Source organism: Streptomyces sp. NPDC048389 (assembly GCF_040706335.1).
Taxonomy (GTDB): Bacteria; Actinomycetota; Actinomycetes; order Streptomycetales; family Streptomycetaceae; genus Streptomyces.
In genome coordinates, this window is record NZ_JBEZKP010000085.1 from 1 (window position 1) to 18,318 (window position 18,318).

Annotated in this window: 18 protein-coding genes and 3 pseudogenes; 4 read left to right on the forward strand and 17 right to left on the reverse strand. The window is 68.7% G+C overall.

The window, feature by feature from the left end:
- Positions 1 to 278: 278 nt before the first annotated feature.
- Positions 279 to 695 (forward strand): MarR family winged helix-turn-helix transcriptional regulator, encoded by a 417-nt coding sequence (locus tag AB0903_RS32725; RefSeq protein WP_366708385.1) that lies wholly within the window; start codon positions 279 to 281, stop codon positions 693 to 695.
- A 50-nt stretch (positions 696 to 745) separates the two neighbouring features.
- Here the strand turns inward: AB0903_RS32725 and AB0903_RS32730 are convergent, their stop codons facing one another.
- The 5 genes from AB0903_RS32730 to AB0903_RS32750 all read right to left on the reverse strand — a co-directional run bounded on the left by AB0903_RS32730 (position 746) and on the right by AB0903_RS32750 (position 4,522).
- Positions 746 to 1,651 (reverse strand): universal stress protein, encoded by a 906-nt coding sequence (locus AB0903_RS32730; RefSeq protein WP_366708386.1) that lies wholly within the window; start codon positions 1,649 to 1,651, stop codon positions 746 to 748.
- A 373-nt stretch (positions 1,652 to 2,024) separates the two neighbouring features.
- Positions 2,025 to 2,603, reverse strand: a complete 579-nt coding sequence (locus AB0903_RS32735; RefSeq protein ID WP_366708387.1) for a hypothetical protein — start codon at positions 2,601 to 2,603, stop codon at positions 2,025 to 2,027.
- An 81-nt stretch (positions 2,604 to 2,684) separates the two neighbouring features.
- Entirely contained in the window at positions 2,685 to 3,587 is a 903-nt protein-coding gene (gene htpX, locus AB0903_RS32740; protein ID WP_366708388.1) for a zinc metalloprotease HtpX, read from the reverse strand.
- A gap of 6 nt (positions 3,588 to 3,593) precedes the next feature.
- Positions 3,594 to 3,734: a hypothetical protein gene (locus AB0903_RS32745; protein ID WP_366708389.1), complete on the reverse strand. Its 141-nt coding sequence runs from the start codon at positions 3,732 to 3,734 to the stop codon at positions 3,594 to 3,596.
- Positions 3,731 to 4,522 carry a PspA/IM30 family protein gene (locus tag AB0903_RS32750; RefSeq protein WP_366708390.1) on the reverse strand — a complete coding sequence of 264 codons (792 nt, stop codon included), beginning with the start codon at positions 4,520 to 4,522 and terminating at the stop codon, positions 3,731 to 3,733. The genes AB0903_RS32745 and AB0903_RS32750 overlap by 4 nt, the downstream gene beginning before the upstream one ends.
- Positions 4,523 to 4,852: 330 nt before the next feature.
- On the opposite strand from AB0903_RS32750, the pseudogene AB0903_RS32755 reads away from it, so the two are divergent.
- A pseudogene (locus tag AB0903_RS32755) lies at positions 4,853 to 5,367 on the forward strand (DUF998 domain-containing protein); the annotation flags it as partial.
- A 433-nt stretch (positions 5,368 to 5,800) separates the two neighbouring features.
- On the opposite strand, the gene AB0903_RS32760 reads toward AB0903_RS32755, so the two are convergent.
- Positions 5,801 to 6,364: a hemerythrin domain-containing protein gene (locus tag AB0903_RS32760; RefSeq protein ID WP_366708391.1), complete on the reverse strand. Its 564-nt coding sequence runs from the start codon at positions 6,362 to 6,364 to the stop codon at positions 5,801 to 5,803.
- A gap of 272 nt (positions 6,365 to 6,636) precedes the next feature.
- On the opposite strand from AB0903_RS32760, the gene AB0903_RS32765 reads away from it, so the two are divergent.
- Positions 6,637 to 8,271, forward strand: a complete 1,635-nt coding sequence (locus tag AB0903_RS32765; protein ID WP_366708392.1) for a ubiquinol-cytochrome c reductase cytochrome b subunit — start codon at positions 6,637 to 6,639, stop codon at positions 8,269 to 8,271.
- Positions 8,272 to 8,343: 72 nt separating this feature from the next.
- Here AB0903_RS32765 and AB0903_RS32770 read toward each other — a convergent pair whose 3' ends face one another.
- The 11 genes and pseudogenes from AB0903_RS32770 to AB0903_RS32820 all read right to left on the reverse strand — a co-directional run bounded on the left by AB0903_RS32770 (position 8,344) and on the right by AB0903_RS32820 (position 17,618).
- Positions 8,344 to 8,733 (reverse strand): cytochrome c oxidase subunit 4, encoded by a 390-nt coding sequence (locus AB0903_RS32770; protein WP_366708393.1) that lies wholly within the window; start codon positions 8,731 to 8,733, stop codon positions 8,344 to 8,346.
- Positions 8,730 to 10,439, reverse strand: a complete 1,710-nt coding sequence (gene ctaD, locus AB0903_RS32775) for a cytochrome c oxidase subunit I (protein ID WP_366708401.1) — start codon at positions 10,437 to 10,439, stop codon at positions 8,730 to 8,732. Before ctaD ends, AB0903_RS32770 begins: the two co-directional genes overlap by 4 nt.
- 201 nt (positions 10,440 to 10,640) lie before the next feature.
- A complete protein-coding gene (locus AB0903_RS32780) occupies positions 10,641 to 11,123 on the reverse strand; it encodes a hypothetical protein (RefSeq protein ID WP_366708394.1) in 483 nt (160 codons plus the stop codon).
- A gap of 500 nt (positions 11,124 to 11,623) precedes the next feature.
- Positions 11,624 to 12,279 (reverse strand): annotated as a pseudogene (locus tag AB0903_RS32785) (enolase C-terminal domain-like protein); the annotation flags it as partial.
- Positions 12,262 to 12,630 (reverse strand): annotated as a pseudogene (locus AB0903_RS32790) (hypothetical protein); the annotation flags it as partial. The pseudogenes AB0903_RS32790 and AB0903_RS32785, both read right to left, overlap by 18 nt.
- Before the next feature lie 229 nt (positions 12,631 to 12,859).
- Complete coding sequence (locus AB0903_RS32795; protein WP_366708395.1) at positions 12,860 to 13,267, reverse strand: PRC-barrel domain-containing protein; 408 nt, start codon at positions 13,265 to 13,267, stop codon at positions 12,860 to 12,862.
- A gap of 32 nt (positions 13,268 to 13,299) precedes the next feature.
- Entirely contained in the window at positions 13,300 to 13,866 is a 567-nt protein-coding gene (locus AB0903_RS32800) for a PRC-barrel domain-containing protein (protein ID WP_366708396.1), read from the reverse strand.
- Between the two features lie 329 nt (positions 13,867 to 14,195).
- Positions 14,196 to 14,675 (reverse strand): copper chaperone PCu(A)C, encoded by a 480-nt coding sequence (locus AB0903_RS32805; RefSeq protein ID WP_366708397.1) that lies wholly within the window; start codon positions 14,673 to 14,675, stop codon positions 14,196 to 14,198.
- A gap of 296 nt (positions 14,676 to 14,971) precedes the next feature.
- A complete protein-coding gene (locus AB0903_RS32810) occupies positions 14,972 to 16,111 on the reverse strand; it encodes a site-2 protease family protein (protein ID WP_366708398.1) in 1,140 nt (379 codons plus the stop codon).
- Between the two features lie 253 nt (positions 16,112 to 16,364).
- Positions 16,365 to 16,820 carry a PPC domain-containing DNA-binding protein gene (locus AB0903_RS32815; protein ID WP_366708399.1) on the reverse strand — a complete coding sequence of 152 codons (456 nt, stop codon included), beginning with the start codon at positions 16,818 to 16,820 and terminating at the stop codon, positions 16,365 to 16,367.
- Between the two features lie 405 nt (positions 16,821 to 17,225).
- Positions 17,226 to 17,618 carry a MerR family transcriptional regulator gene (locus AB0903_RS32820; protein WP_366708402.1) on the reverse strand — a complete coding sequence of 131 codons (393 nt, stop codon included), beginning with the start codon at positions 17,616 to 17,618 and terminating at the stop codon, positions 17,226 to 17,228.
- Between the two features lie 401 nt (positions 17,619 to 18,019).
- On the opposite strand from AB0903_RS32820, the gene AB0903_RS32825 reads away from it, so the two are divergent.
- On the forward strand, positions 18,020 to 18,318 hold a 299-nt coding region (locus AB0903_RS32825; RefSeq protein WP_366708400.1), incomplete at its 3' end, for a SulP family inorganic anion transporter.

The window sequence follows — 18,318 nt, forward strand, 5'->3', positions numbered from 1 at the left end:
CAGTACCGGCCGGACACCCTCGACGGCTTCATAGCCGGAACCGGCCTGGCCCTCGACGATCCAGCGTCACCCTAACGAGCCGAAGTCAGTAACGGGCCCAGCGCGGTGTGGTTCTCATGCGGAATCCCCAAGCGGTGACGAGTTAGGTCGAGCATCAAGTATCTCAATGATTGAGTAATCATAGACTTGAGACATGAGCGGCATCGGCAACCCCCCCGCCACCACTTCCTGCGGACGACCCGACGGGGTTGCAGTCCTTCGCCGTCCTCCTGCGCAGGATGAACGGCGAGTTCAATCGCATCGCCCAGGAGTTCGCCCAGGCGCAGGGCCTGCACCTGACCGATGTGCAGGCCCTGATCGCGATTCTGGATGCCGACCCGGACGACGGGGCCATGACGCCCGGTCAGCTGCGCAAGCAGCTCAATCTCACGTCCGGCGCGGTGACCGCGTGCATCGACCGGCTGGAGAAGGCAGGGCACGTCCGGCGGGTCCGGGCGGTCGACGACCGCCGTGTGGTGCACCTGCACTACGCGGAGGCGGCACGCGGCATCGCCAAGGATTACTTCCAGCCCCTGGCCCGCAGCACCGACGCGGCACGCGGCCGTTTCTCCCCCGAAGAGCTGGCCGTGGTGGTCCGGTTCCTCACCGAGATGAACCGGGAACTCGTCCTCCTGCGCAGAACCACCGGTGCGTGATCCTGGCCGTCCGATGTGCGCTGGAGGCCGTGACGCGTGCTGTGTCGCGCTCAGGAGCCGGCTTCTGATTGCGGCACCGCCGCCACCGGGCAGTCGGCATGCCGGAGCGCGGCGTGTGCGACGCGGCCGAGGGGCCGCCCCAGAGGCCCGCGCTGTCGGGAGGCGCCGATGACAAGAAGGCCCGCAGCGGCCGTACGGGTGAGCAGTACGTGGTGGGCGGAGCCCTCGGCGACAAGGCGACGGAGCCGCACGTCGGGGTAGGCGCCGACTGGACCGCGCAGCTCCTCGTCGAGCACGGCCGACGCCCGCTCCTCGTGGTGGCGGGCGAGATCTCCCGCCAACAGAGGATGGGCGAGGGGGTTGTGGGCCGGGCGACGCCAGGCGCGTACCGCCTCCAGCACGCAGCCCCGTGCTCGGGCCTCGCGGAACGCGAAGCGGAGAGCCGCGCTGCTCGTACCGGCATCGCCGACACCCACGACGACGCGGTCATCGTTTCCTCGCCGGCTCGGCGGGGCCCGGCGCACGACGACCACCGGGCAGCGGGCGCGGGACGCGAGGGCGCGGCTGACCGAGCCGAGCAACGTGCCCGCTAGCGGTCCTCTGCCTCGCGCCCCCGTCACCACGACGGTGGCGCGGCGCGCTTCCCGCGACAGCGCCGACTCGGCGTCCTCGGGCAGGATGTCCACCGAGAGCTCGACGTCCGGGTTGCGGCGCCGAGCCCGTTCGGCGGCACGACCGACGATGTCTTCGGCGAGCGCATGCTCGACGGGTACCTCCTGGGAGTCCGTGAAGGCGGGGCCCTCGTAGCGTTCCCACAAGGACGCGTGGACGATGCGCAGGGGCAGTCCGTGCAGGGCCGCCTCGTCCGTGGCCCAGTCGGTGGCCCACAGACCGGTCTCCGATCCGTCAACACCCACGATCACCGGCAGCGTCACCGCTCCCACCGCCTTCTGCACACAAGGAGGACCTTCATTCTCCCTCCGCACCGGCCGGCACCGGGCGCTGCGCCCCTCGGCGGTGCCCGCGCCGTGCGCCGTACGGCCGTCGGGCCGTCAGAGCCGTGTGCCGACCCCCGCCGGAGGCCGGCCCGGCCACGTGCTTCGCTGGGAACCGTGAGCGGTCAGGCGGCTTTCGCCGCGTCCCCCGGACGGGTCGGTGAAGATCCGCGCGGACAACCGCGCAGGCGCCCGGCGTCAAGGCGGGGTCCCCGGCCGGGAACCCCCCTCGGACACCGATCGCGACGGTCCTCTCACCGTCCTCTGACGGCCCTCTGGTGGCCGGCGACGCAAGACGTGCGGATCACGGCCGCCGGACACCGGCAGTGGCAGTTCACAGGCCAGGGGCGCCCCAGAGCGGGAACCAGCGGGTCAAGTCCTGTTCGATGCGCAGGTCGTCCTTGACCGCGGCCTTGACCTGGAGCTCCAGAGGATTGTCGCGTTTCTCGCCGGGCAGGGGCGCGAAAGGGTAGAACGAGCCGCGTTTGTACAGGTAGACGAGCGCGAGTGGGCGCAGCTCGGCGTCGTGGAAGACGGTCAGGGAGCAGAGCAGTTGGGGTCCGAAGCCGCTGTCCTGCAGAGCGGTGTTCACCGCGTGCAGGTCGCTCACGACGGCCGGCAGGTCGCCGGGGTCGCGGCGGGAGAGGAGCCAGGAGTAGCCGTAGGCGTCGCGGCTGAACTCCACTTGCGTACCGCCCCGCTCGGAATCCGCGTTCAGCAGGGCCCGCACCTCCTGCTGGATCCGGTCGAACGCCCCGCCCTCGATGGAGGCGAAGCACACCGAGCCCGCGCCGGTCGGAGCGAAGCCGGTGGCCGCCTGGAGGGTGATCGCTGCCGAGGGCAGGCCGAAGAGCTGGTCCAGGTCGGGCTTGACCGGCTTGCTCCGGCCGAGCAGGACATCGAGGAAACCCATGCGGCGGTCAGCTCCTTCCGTCCGGCGCCGGCTCGGGCGCTCTGCGCCGGGCCGCGGTGTCGGTGAGGTCGTGCGGTGTGGTCATGGCGTCTCGCCGAGCTGCGCCGAGATCTCCGCGAGGGCCTCCAGGCGGCTTTCAAGGCTGGGATGAGTGGAGAACACCCTGGCCACCACCGTTCCCGGTCCCAGAGCGGGAGTGAAGAAGAACGCGTTGAATGCCTGGGCGGTGCGCAGATCACGGGTGGGAATCCGGGCGACGTCGCCGCTGACCTTGGTCAGCGCCGAGGCGAGCACGGACGGTTTCCCGGTCAGCATGGCCCCGGCGCGGTCCGCGGACAGTTCACGGTAGCGGGACAGCGCACGGATGAGCAGGAAGCTGATCGCGTAGACCAGGGCGGAGACCGCCATGACGATCGCGAGCACGGCGGCGGTGTTCTGGTCCCGCTGACGTCCGCCGAACAGCTGGGAATAGAAGGCGAAGCGCACGATGAGACCCGCGATGACGCCCAGGAAGGAAGCGAGGGTGATCACCGCGACATCGCGGTGTGCGACGTGGGAGAGCTCATGGGCGAGGACGCCTTCGAGTTCCTCGGTTTCCAGGCGGCGCAGCAGCCCGGTGGTGACGCAGACCACGGCGTGGTCCGCGTTTCGGCCGGTGGCGAACGCGTTGGGCAGGTCCATGTCCGAGACGGCCACGCGGGGTTTGGGCATGTCCGCGCTCGCACACAGCCGGTCGAGGATCCCGTGCAGCGCGGGCTGCTCCTCGCGGCTGACGAGACGGCCGCGCATGGCGTAAAGAGCGATCCGGTCGGAGAACCAGTACTGCGCACCCAGCAGCCCGGCGGCTATGACGATCACCAGGACCATCGACTCGAGCAGCACGACCAGCGCGGCGATGAACGCCACGTACAGCAGACCGAGCAGGAACATCGTGACCACCATGCGGGTGGTCAGTTGCCGATCGGGTTCAAAGCGGCTGCGCATCCTCACTCACCCCGGGATCAGCCCCTCGTCGGACAGTATTTCCTCCACCTGCCGCAGGCTGCTGTCCGCACCGGGCAGCACCACGTCGGACGGTGTGACCCTCTCGTCCGGCAGAGGCGGGGCCTCGCCGGCAAACCGGGTGATCATGTGGCCTCCTGATCCGGAGGTGTCTCCCGATCCGGAGGTGTCTCCTCGTTCCTGCGGCCCTCCACGGCCCGTGGAGCGCCGGACGGCGGAAGCCGGGCCTTCATCCGAGCCAGCTCGGCCTCCACGTCCTGGTCCGCCGCCGCGGCCTCCAGCTCGGCCTTGAGGTCGTCGCGGCCGGCCGGGAGAGTGGCGTCGTCCAGTGCGCCGGAGGCAACAAGCTCGTCCAAGGCGTCGGCGCGGGCCTGCATCTGCTCTGTCTTGTCCTGGGCGCGCTGCATGGCAAGGCCGACATCGCCCATCTCGTCGCCGATGCCGGTCACGGCCTCCGAGATACGGGTCTGTGCCTCGGCCGCGGTGTAGCCGGCCTTGATCGTCTCCTTGCGGGTACGGAACGAGTCCACCTTCTCCTGCAGCCGCTGCGCGGCGAGCGTGAGCTTCTCCTCCTGGTCCTGCAGCGACGCATGCTGGTCCTGGAGTTCCGTGATCTGCGAGGCCACGGCCGTGCGCCGGGCGAGGGCCTCGCGGGCCAGGTCCTCACGCCCCACCGCCAACGCCTGCTGTGCCTGCTCCTGCAGCCTGCCCGTGGACTGCTGCAACTGGTTCACCTGGAGCTCGACGCGCCTGCGGCTGGTCGCCACGTCGGCCACACCCCGCCGTACCCTCTGCAACATCTCCAGTTGCTGCCCGTAGGAGTAGTCCAAGACATCGCGCGGATCCTCCGCCCGGTCCAAGGCTTTGTTCGTCTTGATCCGGAAAAAGTCGCCGATACGGCGAGCGATGCTGCTCATACCGACCGCCTTCCCTCAGCTTCTGCGCCGTGGGGCCGTAGGACGGCCGGGCCGAAGCGGCGCGCATCCGACACCGGCCGCGGTCACAGCCGCCCGTGCTTCCTCCATTGTCGCGCACGCTCCTGACAGGGCAGCTCGACCAGGTGCCCCGGGGGCCGGTGCGCCCGCCCGGGGGCACGGCCACGCCTTTGCCGACAGCGGAGACCCCGGGCGACGGGATTCGGCCCGGTCGCGTCACCGCGAGTGGGGGGAAGCGGGCGGTTTACGGTGGGCCGATGCGACTTGCGCCCTGGCGGGCCTTGCTCACGTCCGGGGTGTGCGCCCGTCCTCCTGATCAGCGGCTGGACCGTCGCGGCGTTACTCGAAGGCCCCGGCTACGACCCCGTCACCGAAACGATCAGCCTCCTGGCGGCCGACGGCGCTCCCGGACGCTGGGTGATGACCGCAACGCTCTTCGCCCTGGGCGCCTGTCACATGATCACCGCTTGGGGGATGCGCGCCGCCGCGCTCGCCGGACGCATGGCACTGAGCGGCGGCGGAGTGTCGGTGATCGCGCTGGCACTGGCCCCGGCACCGAGCAGCGGGGGCTCACTGAGCCACGGTGCGGTGGCCGCCGTCGCATTCGCCCCCATGGCGGTGTGGCCACTGCCGGCCGCCCACCGGGGCGGAACCGCACCATGGGCACTCCACCCACGCCGGCGATCGCGGTGAGTGCGTTGATGGTGCTCGGCGCAGCATGGTTCCTGATCGAACTGCACGGCCAGGGTGCTGCCGGTGTCGCCGAACGTGCCCTGACGTTGGCTCAGTCCCCCTGGCCCTTCGTGGTCCTGGCGTCCTGCGTGCGCCGACGCCGGTCAGGACGCACCTCCCGCCCGGGCATCCGGGCCACCCGGGTTCCGATGCTCGTGCTGGCTGGCATGACGCACCTCCCGCCCGGGCATCCGGTTCGCCGGGTGCAGTCCGTTCAGGGGTCGTCTCCCGCTCCGACGTGATCCTCGGTGAGGCGAGCGATGACGAGTCCGCTCCGCTTGTTCCAGGGGTGGCGTCCGACCTCCGGCTTCGCCCCCACCACGTCGCTCGGGCGAAGGCAGGCACCGGGTTCGCCGGTCAGGAGGGCTCGGCTGCGGCGGGGCCGTCAGAACCCAAGCTCATGCGGCGGTGCCCCGGGGCCCTCGGGCGCGTGGATCGGCACGGGAGCACGTGCACCCGCCGGCGGAGCGGGTGACCGGTCGGACCCGGTGGCGAAGGAACGCCGGCCGGTCCGGCCCCGGCATCGCCCTACCGGCGGCGTCCTCTTCCGCTGAGGGCGTCCCGAAGGCTGTCCCACATGCTCAGTGGCGGAGCAGTCACCTTGTTCGCCCGGGGAGAGTCGAGGGCATGCGGCCGGGGCCGGGTCGGTGTGGCCTTCCCGGCGGTGCGGACCTGTTCCCCGAGATGCCGGAGGAGATCAGCAGGGCAGAGCGCCTGCAGGCGCGGGAACAGGCGTTGTTCCTCGTCACGGACGTGATCGGTGACGAGTGTCATGAGCGACAGGGTGAGCGGCACGAACCGGTCGTCGTCCGGTGCCAGTCCGTCCAGCGCCTGCAGAACCTTCTCGACCTCCGCGTGGTCGGCGAGCTCCTTGTCGGCCCACTGATCACCGTCCACGACGTGTTTCCGAACCGCCGGATACAAGTACTCCTTTTCGACAGTCGAATGGCGTACGAGTTCGATGGTGGCCTGCTCGACGAGTTGCTTGCGGGCGTGGCTGCCGGGTGCCGCGGCACGGACCCGGTCGAACAGCCGCTGCACCGCGCGGTGGTCGGCGGTGAGTTCCTGGATGATGTCTGCCTCATGGCCCACCTTGGCCCTCCGGAGCATTCCGTTGGCCCGAACCTCATGCTCGGGGTGTTCTGCTCAGCTGCCTGCCGGGAAGCCGGAACCCGACGGTCACCGGTTCGGACCGTAGCAAGCTACCGCGCGGTCGGCAGCGGTCCGTGAAGTGCCACCAGGGCGTGCCCCTGTTGGGCCTAATGCGGACTCCGAAGGGGGGTGCAGACGCATAGTTCGGGTACGCACGTGCCTGCCGTGGGTACGCCGCCGGATGGTCTCCGAGGGACGAGGGAGCGTTGTGCATGCTGTTCCGGGAACGGAGGGCGAGGATCCGAGGGCAGCGCCGCCAGGCGGCCGTCAGCTCCTATGCGGCCATGGACCGAAGGGCCCCGCTCTCCGAACTCGGCAAGGAGCTGATGCGCAAGGCGTTTCCCGACCACTGGTCGTTCCTGCTGGGTGAGATCGCGCTGTACAGCTTTCTCGTACTGCTCGTCACCGGCAGCTATCTCGCGCTGTTCTTCGATCCCGGCCTCACGGAAACGGTGTACACGGGCTCCTACGAGCCTTTGCAGGGCATCCGGATGTCCACCGCCTACGCCTCGACGCTCGAGATCAGCTTCGACGTCCGCGGCGGTCTGCTGATCCGGCAGATGCACCATTGGTCCGCCCTGGTCTTCGTCGCCGCGATCGCCGTCCACATGCTGCGGATCTTCTTCACGGGCGCGTTCCGCCGTCCACGTGAGATGAACTGGATGATCGGAGTGACGCTCTTCCTGCTCGCACTCCTGGAGGGCTTCGCCGGCTATTCCCTGCCGGACGACCTGCTGTCCGGAACCGGGCTCCGCACGTCGGACAGCATTGTGAAGTCCGTTCCGTTCGTGGGCACTTATCTGAGCTTCTTCATCTGGGACGGGGCCTACCCGGGCGACGCGATCATCCGGCGCCTGTACATCCTGCACGTCCTGTTCGTGCCCGGTGCGATCCTCGCCCTGATCGTCGTGCACCTGCTGATGGTGGTCTATCTCAAACACACCCAGTGGTCGGCCCCCGGCAAGACCAACCGAAACGTCGTCGGCCCGCCGCTGTTCCCGCACTACACCGCGAAGTCGGTGGGCCTGCTGATGGCGGTCTTCGGCGTCACGGCCGTCATGGGCGCCACCGCCCAGATCAACCCCGTCTGGAACTACGGCCCCTACCGCCCCGATCAGATCTCCACCGACGTCCAGCCGGACTGGTACGTGGGATTCCTCGAGGGCGCCCTGCGGCTCATGCCACCCCTGCAGACCACGGTGGCGGGACACACCATCATGTGGAACGTCTTCCTTCCCGCCCTGGTGCTGCCTGCGCTGCTCTTCCTGGTCCTGTACACGTACCCGTACTTCGAGCGATGGATCACCGGGGACCTGATGGAACACCACCTGTGCGACCGGCCACGGGACCGGCCGACGCGCACGGGCCTGGGGGTCGCCGCCATCGTCTTCTACGCGGTACTGCTGGCCGCCGGCGGCAACGACGTGATCTCCTTGGTCTTCTACATTCCGCTGGAGGGCCTGATCTGGTTCTTCCGGGTGACGCTGATCGTGGGCCCTGTGATCGCCTTCGTGGTGACGAAGCGCATCTGCCTGGCGCTGCAGTCGCACGACCGCCGGTTGCTGGAGGAGGGCGAGGAGACCGGCCTGGTCAGCCAGAGTCCCTACGGCGCCATCAGCGAGACCCACGAGCCTGTCGACGCCAAGCGGCGCTACCGCCTGCTGGTCCGGGCCCTTCCCGAGCCCCTGGCGCATCCCGGGCCCTCTGCACCCCGAAGGCACCGGCTCCGGGCCCGGCTCAGTGCCTGGTTCTACCGCGAGCGGGTGGACATGCCCACCACCCCGGAGGAGCGTCTGCAGATCTCGGGCAAGACCCTGGATCCCACCGCCGCCCCGGAGAAGGAATGAACCGCCTCCTCACCGCCGCCTGACGCGCCGGCCGGCTGCGGGCCCACAGAGCCCGCAGCCGGCCGGCGCGGTTCAGTCGTCACGTCCGGCGAACTGGAAGACCATGCCCATGACGCCCGCAGCCGTGACCCCGAAGCCGATGAGGAACAGCCACAGTCCGAAGACGGTGCCGGCGGCGAGGATGGCGACGCCCAGTCCGGTCACCACGGGATAGCTGCTGTGCGGAGGAAAGAAGTCGATGGGTCCGCTGCGCTCGCTCACCTGCGAACCCGGCCTGTCCTCGGGGCGTTTGCCCTTTCGCCGGTAGTTGGCGGAGCAGAAGAACGCGATGAGCGCCGACATGAGGAACGACACGGTGAGTGCCGCGATTCCGGCAGGTTCCTGTGCGAACCAGATGTATGCGGCATCGGTGACGAGGAAGAACAGGGCGACACCGGCGAACAGATACGCTTCCGTTTTCATCTCTTCTGTTCTCCCAGCGTGTCCGGCGTGGCTTCGACGGTCCCCGTTTCCGCGGGGGGAAGTTCGTGTGCCTCGGGATAGTGCAGGTCGAAGGCGGGCGAGTCGGAGCGTACGCGCGGCAGGGCGTCGAAGTTGTGCCGGGGCGGCGGGCAGGACGTGGCCCACTCCAGCGAGCGCCCGAATCCCCAGGGGTCGTCGACCTCCACCTTCGCGCCGTACTTGGCCGTCTTCCAGACGTTGTAGAGGAAGGGCAGTGTGGACAGCCCGAGCAGGAAGGCGCCGATCGAGGAGACCGTGTTCAGAGCGGTGAATCCGTCCGCCGCCAGGTAGTCGGCGTAGCGGCGCGGCATACCGACCTCACCCAGCCAGTGCTGTACCAGAAAGGTGATCTGGAACCCGATGAACAGGGTCCAGAAGTGAATCTTTCCAAGCCTTTCGTCCAGCATCCTGCCCGTCAGTTTCGGCCACCAGAAGTAGAAGCCGCCGAACATGGCGAAGACGATGGTGCCGAACAGGACATAGTGGAGATGGGCCACGACGAAGTAGGAGTCGGTGAGGTGGAAGTCCAGTGGCGGTGAGGCGACGAGTACGCCGCTGAGTCCGCCCAGGAGGAAGGTCACCAAGAAACCGATCGCCCAGACCATCGGGGTCTCGAAGGACAGGGAACCCTTCCACATGGTGCCGATCCAGTTGAAGAACTTGACGCCTGTCGGCACCGCGATCAGGAACGACATGAACGAGAAGAAGGGAAGCAGCACGGCCCCCGTGGCGAACATGTGATGCGCCCAGACCGTCGCCGAGAGCATGGTGATGGCGATCGTCGCCCCCACCATGCCGACATAGCCGAAGACGGGCTTGCGGCTGAACACGGCGATGATCTCCGTGACCACGCCGAAGAACGGCAGAGCGACGATGTAGACCTCAGGGTGCCCGAAGAACCAGAAAAGATGCTGCCACAGGAGCGCGCCGCCGTTGGCGGGATCGTAGATGTGCGAACCGAACTGCCGGTCCGACTCCAGCGCCAGGAGCGCGGCGGTCAGCACGGGGAAGGCCAGCAACGCGAGGATGGAGGTGAACAGGATGTTCCAGGTGAAGATCGGCATCCGGAACATGGTCATGCCGGGCGCCCGCAGGGAAATGATCGTGGTGATGAAGTTGACCGAGCCGAGAGTGGTACTCAGGCCCGCCACGACCAGCCCCATGGTCCACAGATCTCCCCCGACACCGGGCGAGTAAATGGCGTTGTTCAGCGGTGCGTAGGCGAACCATCCGAAAGGGGCCGCTCCGCCGGGGAACAGGAATCCCGACACGACCATGATCCCGCCGAAGAGGAACAGCCAGTACGTCAGCGCGTTGAGGCGGGGAAAGGCCACATCGGGCGCGCCGATCTGCAACGGCATGATGGCGTTGGCGAACCCGGCGAACGTGGGTGTCGCGAACAGCAGCATCATGATCGTGCCATGGATCGTGAAGAACTGGTTGTACTGATGATGAGTCAGGAGCTGCATGCCCGGCCGCGCGAGCTCCGCGCGCATCAGCATCGCCAGTAGCCCGGCGATGAGGAAGAAGCCGAACGAGGTCACCAGGTACATGTTCCCGATCGTCTTGTGATCGGTTGTCGTGAAATACCTTCTGATTCCCTCACCGGAACGGACATGTGCACGGGCGGACGTGTCCTGTGCTTCATCCCGCTGCTGCTCGTCCATCTGAGACATGGACCCCTCCGAAGTGCCGTTGCCGGTGGCGGGTGTCGGCCCGTCATCGCGCCTGCTGGTGTAGCCCGGTTGCGGGTCGGCAAACCTGCGAAGTGCGCCGTCGGGTACGGCCTGAATCGCTGCCGAGGGCGCCGGTGTTCGCCGGCCGGTGCTCATCCGCCTCGATCGAGTACGTCCCCGGGCGTGAATCGATCATCCATCGCTCTCGTCGTCCTGCTTCTCCGTGTCCTTCTCCTCGCCCGTCTCGGTGTTCGACGACTCGCGAGCCCGCTGGGCGACGGCCGGCTCCACTCCGGCGATCAGCGGATAGACCATGGAGACGGTGAAGCCGGTGATCGGCCAGGCGAGCCTGCCGCCGACGAAGTGCGCCGTAAGCCAGGCCAGAGCAACAGCCGTCGTGACGGAGAGAAAGCTGAGAGAGATACCCAGGGCTGTCACCGTGCTCGGCTCCTCCTCCAAAGGCTTGCGGAAACCGGCCGACACCAGCGCTTCGAGCAGGCTGAACGCGGCAGCAGCGCCCAGGGCGAAATACAGGATGTGCACCGTGCCCGGCTGCCGCGCGTCCGCATTGAGCATCGCAAGGCCCCCGGTGATCGAAACGGGGAATCCGTAGGCTTGCCCGTTGTTGCGAAGAGGCGCTCGAATCCCGTGAGTCAGGGCCATCTCGTATGTCACATCCGCTGTTCATGGCGGCCGCACTTCCGAGCGGCCTCGTGCGTCGTCGCGCCGGCGCGACCGGTGGGCAGGTTCGCGCGAGGGGCGGGGCCCGTGACGCGGTTCCTGGAGACGGTGAGGAATGGCTTCGTGGCGTCGACAGCAGGAGGCTATAGGCCGCGCCTACCATGAGCAGGAGACTCGCCTGACGGATACGAGAAACGCCCGTCGGTTCCTTCCGGAGCGGTAACGGCCTGCCCTGCGGTGGACACTGCGCCGCCACGCCGCCTGTCGTCCGTGGGAGGTATGACGGAACGGCGCCGGGCCCTGGGACTCGACGCCGCGAGCGGTGCGAAGACGTCAGGGACCGGCCGACGAAGAAAGGGCGGCAGGGTGACGCGGACGAGGACCCCGTTCCGGCAGCAACTCGTCGAGGTTGTAGCCGGAGACCCGCCGGGGGACCTCGTCCACCGGGCGGAAACCGGCTCGAATGGCGTCGGCATACCGGTCGCGCAGATCCACGCATCGGCCCACTTGATCTCCAGCCCGAGGCCCGGGCGCCGGGTGTCGGGCCGCAGCACGCCGCTCTCGGGCGGCAGCGTCCCCTCGAACAGCAACTCCTCGACGCGCACGTGGTCGTGGAAGTACTCCAGGTGCCGCAGCCTCTCCACAGCGCAGAAGGCGTGTGCGGACACGGCGGGCGCGCAATGGGCCGAGAGGTCGACGTGATGGGCTGCCGCGAGGCCCGCGATCTGCAGCAGCCCCGAGATGCCGCCGCAGCGGGTCACATCGGCCTGGAGACAGTCGACCGCGGACGGGCGATCAGGTTGGTGAAGTCGCGCAGCACGTAGCCGTACTCCCCGGCGGCCACCTCGAGCCGCCCGGGGCCGCGGTCACGCAGCATCCGCAGACCTTCGAAGTCGGCGGAGCTCACCGGCTCCTCGAACCACCTGACGTCCCATTCCTCGGAGTACCGCTGCGCCCAGTACAGCGCCTCCTTGCGGCCGAACGCGCCGTTTGCGTCGGCGAACAGCTCGGGGCCGTCACCGATCGCCCTGCGCACCGCGGCCAGCCGGAGCGGATCCTCTTCCGTGGACGTCCGGCGGAGCACTTCACCCGTCTTCGCGTCGACGTAGTGGGTGGTCACGTCCTGCCCGTCCACGCCGGTCACATCCACGGCCCAGACGGGCTCGCCGTCCTCCTGCAGTTTGACGGCGGTCACGGGGCCGTCCGTCTCGCCCCGGGCTTCGCGGGCGGCTTCGCCCGGCAGGACAGTCGCCTCATCGAGGAGTTCGCGCGTCTGCTGCTGCTCCGCGGTGCTCCGAGCGGGCGGCGTGGCCGTCTCCCGTACGTCTCCGCTTGTCGCGTCGAGACGTACGGTACGGAGTTCACCTTGTAGGGCGGCGATCTCGCTCTCCCGGACCGGGTCGATCGATGTGGGCCGAAGCAGCTCCAGTGACACCAACTCGCCACCGGTCACCTCCGCCAGGGAAAGGCGGATTGCTCTTCCGTAGTCCACCTCCACCATGTCGAACGCCTCTTGCGGTTCGTTGAGCGGATCGTCCCTGCCGCATCCCGTCACCGCGAGCAGGAGCGCAAGGGCCGGGGCCAGCGCAGTAGACAGAACTCTCGCACCGGTTCGCTTTTTGTTCGCCACCTTCCGGGCGTGTCACGTCCGGTAGGGGCAGGCCCGGGTAAGGAGTCCTGTTTCATCTGTGTCGTGTGCCGGATGGCGGAGTCGGCGTCAGCCGGGAGCGTCAGTCGGGAGCCGAGACGACAACGGCGTAGCTGCCGGCTCCCAGGAGAGCGTCGCCGGGAATGCGTTCGCCGGTGGTGACCACGTGGTCGATCCGACCGGTTCGCTCGTCGAATTCGAGGTCGAGCACGGTGCCCTTGTCCATACCGGTTTCCGTCAGAACGGGTTTGCCGACGGGGTCGTGGCTTCCGTGGCTCGGGTCATCACGTTCGATGTCCTTTCCGACGCGGATCCGGTCGGCTCCGTGGATGGCCACGGCGTCCTTGCCGAAGGATGCGACATCCTTCCAGTCCAAGGTGTGACTGCCGCGACCGCGGGTTTTGAGGATGAGGCCGGTGACACGGGCGGGAGAGGCCGCGACGGTGCATGCGGCGACGCTGCCGACCCTTTCGGCGGTGTCCACGTCCACCACATCGCGCCCGCCGGCTTCGCTGAACAGCATCAGTCCTCCTGCTTGGCTCGCCGGATCTGCTCACGCAGAGCTTCCGTGGCGTTGTGAAGGCCCGCCAGGTCCCCGGCGGTGTGCTCGGCCGTGGCGTCCGGGACGATGACGAGGTCTCCGGAGACGGTGACGGGCTCGGTCACCGGTACCAGCACTCTGCGGTGCTCGGCCGTCTCGATCTCGTACCCGGCGACCACCGGTGTCTTGCCGGTGGCGATGACGGCGTCCGTGATGCTGCCCAGGTGTGTGCCGCTGCGGGTCATCATCCGTGATCCGAGGATGTCGCCTCCGTCCTGGCCTTCATCGCCGGTGCGCGCCGCCTCTTGGTCCTCCAGCGCGTTCTCGTTGCGCACCATGACCGCGTCCGGGCCCAGCGCGTGTGTGTTCTTCCACCGCAGGACCTGGTGGAGGGGGCCGGCCAGCAGGCCGCGCCCGCTCAGGGTGAAGCACCGGATGCTTCCTCGACTCGCGTCGAAGACGATGTCCTTCACCTGCGCGACGGCCTCGCCCGAGAGCGTGACGACGGGCTTCTTGGCGATGCCGCTCGCCTTCAGGTAGCCGTTCATCGCTTCCTCCGCCTTCCGCCTCGACGGGGTCGCCGCCCCTCTGCGACAACACCTCCTGAGCGGCGCCTGGCCTGCACCGCCAGGGCGGCCACCGCGAGCGCCACGAGGACAGCGAGAACGATGATGAGCCAGATCCACCAATCCATCGGTGCTGCCTTTCGCTGGAGCGGATGTCGTTGAGGCTGCCTCACCTCAGGATCGGACAGACGCCGACGGCTGTCGAACGCAGAGGGCCCGGGCCGCCGGGCCGCCTGCCGTCCCCTCGGCCCCACGTGCTCGGACCGCCTCACACGCGGGCGGCCGAACCGGGCCGCACAGCCGGGCGTTCCTCAGGAAGCGGGCGAGGGCGGCGTGAGGCCGGGAACCTTGGTGGCATCCTCCTCCACGTAGGTCGGCAGCTGCGCGTGGACCTGAAGGGCCACCTCACCGGCCCGTTCGAAACGCAGTGTCACCCATGCGAAGTCGCCGCCGCGCAGTTGTTCCCGCAGTCCTCGCAGCAGCAGATGCGGTTGCTCGTCGTTGAGCGCGAGCAGCTCGCCGGTCGGCACCTCCACCGGGCCACGGGTATCGCCTCCAGCGGTGACGATGTCGACGGAGCGCGCGATCGTCGTCTCTGCCCCGAGCAGTCTGTCCGGATGCCGGCCTTGGTTGAACAGCCAGACGTACATCGGTGCGTCGTCCCCCGGCTCCCATGGCCCGTCAGGAGGCTCCGCGATGTGGGCGTAGCGGACGAGCATCGATCCGATGCGGACGTTCGCGCCCGGAGGGTTGTATTCGCCCTCAGTGGCGCCGCAGCCGGTGGCGGACAAGAGGCATCCGGCCAGTAGAACGGCTGCGGCTCTGCGCAGGCGGTGCGGAAGGTGTTCTCTCGAGGTCACGGGAGTCTCTCGCTCGGTCGTAGGGGGTGCTCCGCGGAGGTACGCACCTCGTCATGTGCCCCGCGGGAGACCGTGCCTTACTCCCGTTGGGCCGGACGGCCCCGTGTGCCACCTGCTGCGGGTGGCACCCACCGGGGCGGGTACGGCTGCCTCATCGGCTCGTCCGCGTCGGGTCCAGGTCGGGTCGAGGTCGGGTCGAGTTCGGTTCAGGCCGGGTCGAGGTCGGTTCAGAAGGCTCGGCGTCGCCACGACGAGGAGGACGCCAGCCAGGAGGTGACCCGGCTGATGTCGGAACTGGTGACCATGCCCACGACCCTGCCGTTCTCAACCACCAGGGCGCGGTGCGCGGGGCTGTCGTCCAGTCCGGACAGGACACGCACCAGCGGATCGTCGGGGTGCGGTGTGGGGATGTCGTCGATCGGGATCATCACCGACGCCACGGTGGAGTCCCGCTCCACCTCCGGAACCCCGGCGGCGGTCTTGACGCTGACCAGCCCCACCGGGCGATGTTCCCGGTCGACGACCGGGAAGGCGGAGTGCCGGTAGCGGAACTCCGGGGCGGCCAGGAAGTCGGCCACCGTCAGGGAAGCGTCGACGCTGATGGGATCGGGCCCCATCGCCTGACGCACGGGAACCTCGCTCAGCAGTTCCCGAAGCTTCGCCTGGCCGCCTTCCGATGTGGCCATGGCGAGGAGGAACCAGCCGATGACCACGAGCCAGATCCCGCTGAAGGCAGCGCCGAGAAGGATGAAGAACAGGCCGGTTCCGATGAGCAGCCAGCCCAGGACCCGGCCGGCGCCCGTCGACACCGCGGTGGCACGCAGCGGATTGCCGGTCCTGCGCCACACAAGCGCCCTGAGCAGCCGTCCACCGTCCAGAGGAGCGGCGGGCAGGGCGTTGAAGACGGCCAGCAGGATGTTGATGGCGGCCAGCCATGCCAGTGCCTCGGCGACCAGTCCGGCCCCGTACAGGGCTCCGAACAGCCCGGCCAGGAGCCCGAAGACCAGTCCGAGCAAGAGGCTGACCAGGGGGCCGACGCCGGCGATGCGGACTTCGGCGGCCGGCGTGGGCGCTTCGCTCTTCAGCCGGGCCATGCCTCCCAGGAGCCACAGCGTGATGTCGCCGACGTCCACGCCGTTACGGCGGGCCACGAGGGCGTGGCTGAACTCGTGAGCCAGGAGCGACAGCAGGAAGACCACCGCGGCCGCCAGGCTGGTGATCCAGTACTGCCAGGCGGGCCGATCCGGGTAGGCGTCGGGGAAACGGCCCGCGAGGCCCAGGGCGAGCACGATGACGATGACCAGGACGCTCCAGTGCACCCCGATCCGGATGCCGGCCACGTGCCCCAGCGAAAACGTCGCCTTCACAGCGGATTCACCTCCGTCCGCCCCTGTCGGGTTCCACGCAGCGAGGTCTTCACCCGCCCCTGCGGGACAGCCCCCACGTCCGCCGCCTGCGACTGGCGCCCGGACGTGCCCTGAGGACGAGGAGGCGTCCCTGCACGGGCGTTGCCGCCACCCGGAGCGCGTGCTCGGTGCTTCGGTGAGGGCGCTGGTGCCACGGGCGGCGGGCGGCCCGCAGTCGACGCGGGGCGCTTGCGGGAGAGCGCCGGTTCGGGCGTCACCCTGCGTGCTGCCACTCCTTCGAGGGATCGATGAGGGCCAGACCGATTTCCGGCCGGAACGTCTTGACGAGTGTCGCCGGGCTACTGCGTACGACGATCTCCAACGTCGGCCAGACCTCGCCTTCCATCAGGTGGCCACCGCGGGTGCTCCCGTCCGCGAGTCCCAGGACGGCGTGGATGTGCGGCACCGGTCCGTCCTCGCCGACGGCGACGTCACCGACCAGCGAGAGCACCTCGCACTGCTCTGTCACCGGAATGCGCCGGTAGTCCTTCTCGTCCCGGTCGAACCATCCGACGACGGCGCTCCTGAAAGCACCCACCGCGGTGACCTGGGCCGCCCGCAGTCCCCGCTCACGGACGAATGCCGTGAGGACCTCAGTCGTCTCCTCGCCCGGCTCGAGAACGAGCACATAAGTCGCGGCCGGGGGCCGTTCCACCTGTTGCCATTTCATGTCCGCCGGGTACCCGCATCCCGCCGAGTCAACAGCCCCGCCGTGGTCGCGCCCGCGTATCGCCGGTGGCCGAGTCGGTCGCCAAGGACTTCTACGCCCGGTGGTCGCCCGGACCCGTGGGCGCTGTCAGGGCTCTCCACAGATGTGCCTGCAGTCGGTGCGGCACTGCGCGAGCTCTGTCGGCCACGGGCTGAAGGGCCGCTCACCCGGTGCGGGCTCGTGGGACAGGGCGTGAGCGGCGTACGGCCGCCAGGATGGTCGGTGCCGGGTCCCTTGCCGCATCGGCGGGACGGGTGATGCCCGGCATGGTGCCCGACAGCCCGTGCCCCCTGGGAGCGGTGCCCTGCTCGCCGCCGCAGCGCCGTCGCCCTGCCGGTGGCACGTCTCCTGCCGCTCCCGCTGCCGTCAGTGCTCGAGCCTGCGGCGGAGCGTGGCGGCGAAGTCCTCGGCCGCCAGCAGCCGGGCACGCAGTGTCTCGCAGCGCGCGTCCGCGACCTTGCGGTACGAGTCGAGGCGCTCGCGCAGCCTCTCCCTTTCCTCGCTGGAGACAGCGTCATCAGAGGTGATCTTGTCGGTGATCTCCAGGAGGTCCCGCATCTCCTCCAGGGAGAAGTCCAGGGGCTTCATGCGGCGGATGACCATCAGGCGTTCGACGTCGGCCTCGGTGTAGAGGCGGAAGCCGCCCTTGCTCCGGGCGGAAGGCGCCACGAGGCCGACTTCCTCGTAGTGACGGATCGTGCGCAGCGACAAACCGGTCCGCTCGGCGACCTCGCCGATCTGCATCTGCCGCTCTGTCATCGTCACGCCTTCTCCTTCTGCTTCTGCGTTTCCCGGAAATCCGAACCAGTGAAGTCACCCGACACAGGTGTCTGGGATCACACGATCCGAGCGCCTGTTTACCTGCATTTCACAAGCCGCAAGTCGCACTCTGCCTTCACGTCAGGGTACAGTGTTGGACGAGGCCGCCCCTGTTGCGCTGGTGCAGAATGGGGCGTCTTCGCCGGAGCCGGGCCCTGACAGGGCCTGCTACGCCCGAAGACTTCCGGGCAATGATGCCCGATCGGCAGCCCTCGCGGCTGCACTCCCACCGGCAGGGCCCCCGTCGAGGCCGGGCCGCCGGGATTCCGCCCCAGGCGGAGTCGAGTACGACGCGCTTGCATCCGTCAGGTGGATGCGTGCGCCCGAACAGAAACGGTTGCATGTCTTCACCGCTGTCCGCAGTTCCCAAGCTGCGCATGTCGAGGCCGGACTGGCTGGCGTCTTCGAAGGTTTTCCGGACCGAGGTGCTGGCCGGTCTGGTGGTGGCCCTGGCGCTGATCCCGGAGGCGATCTCCTTCTCGATCATCGCGGGTGTCGATCCGGCTGTCGGTCTTTTCGCGTCGTTCACCATGGCTGTGGTGATTTCGGTGGTCGGTGGGCGCAAGGCCATGATCTCGGCCGCGACCGGTGCGATGGCGTTGGTCATCGCGCCGCTGAACCATGAGTACGGTCTCGGTTA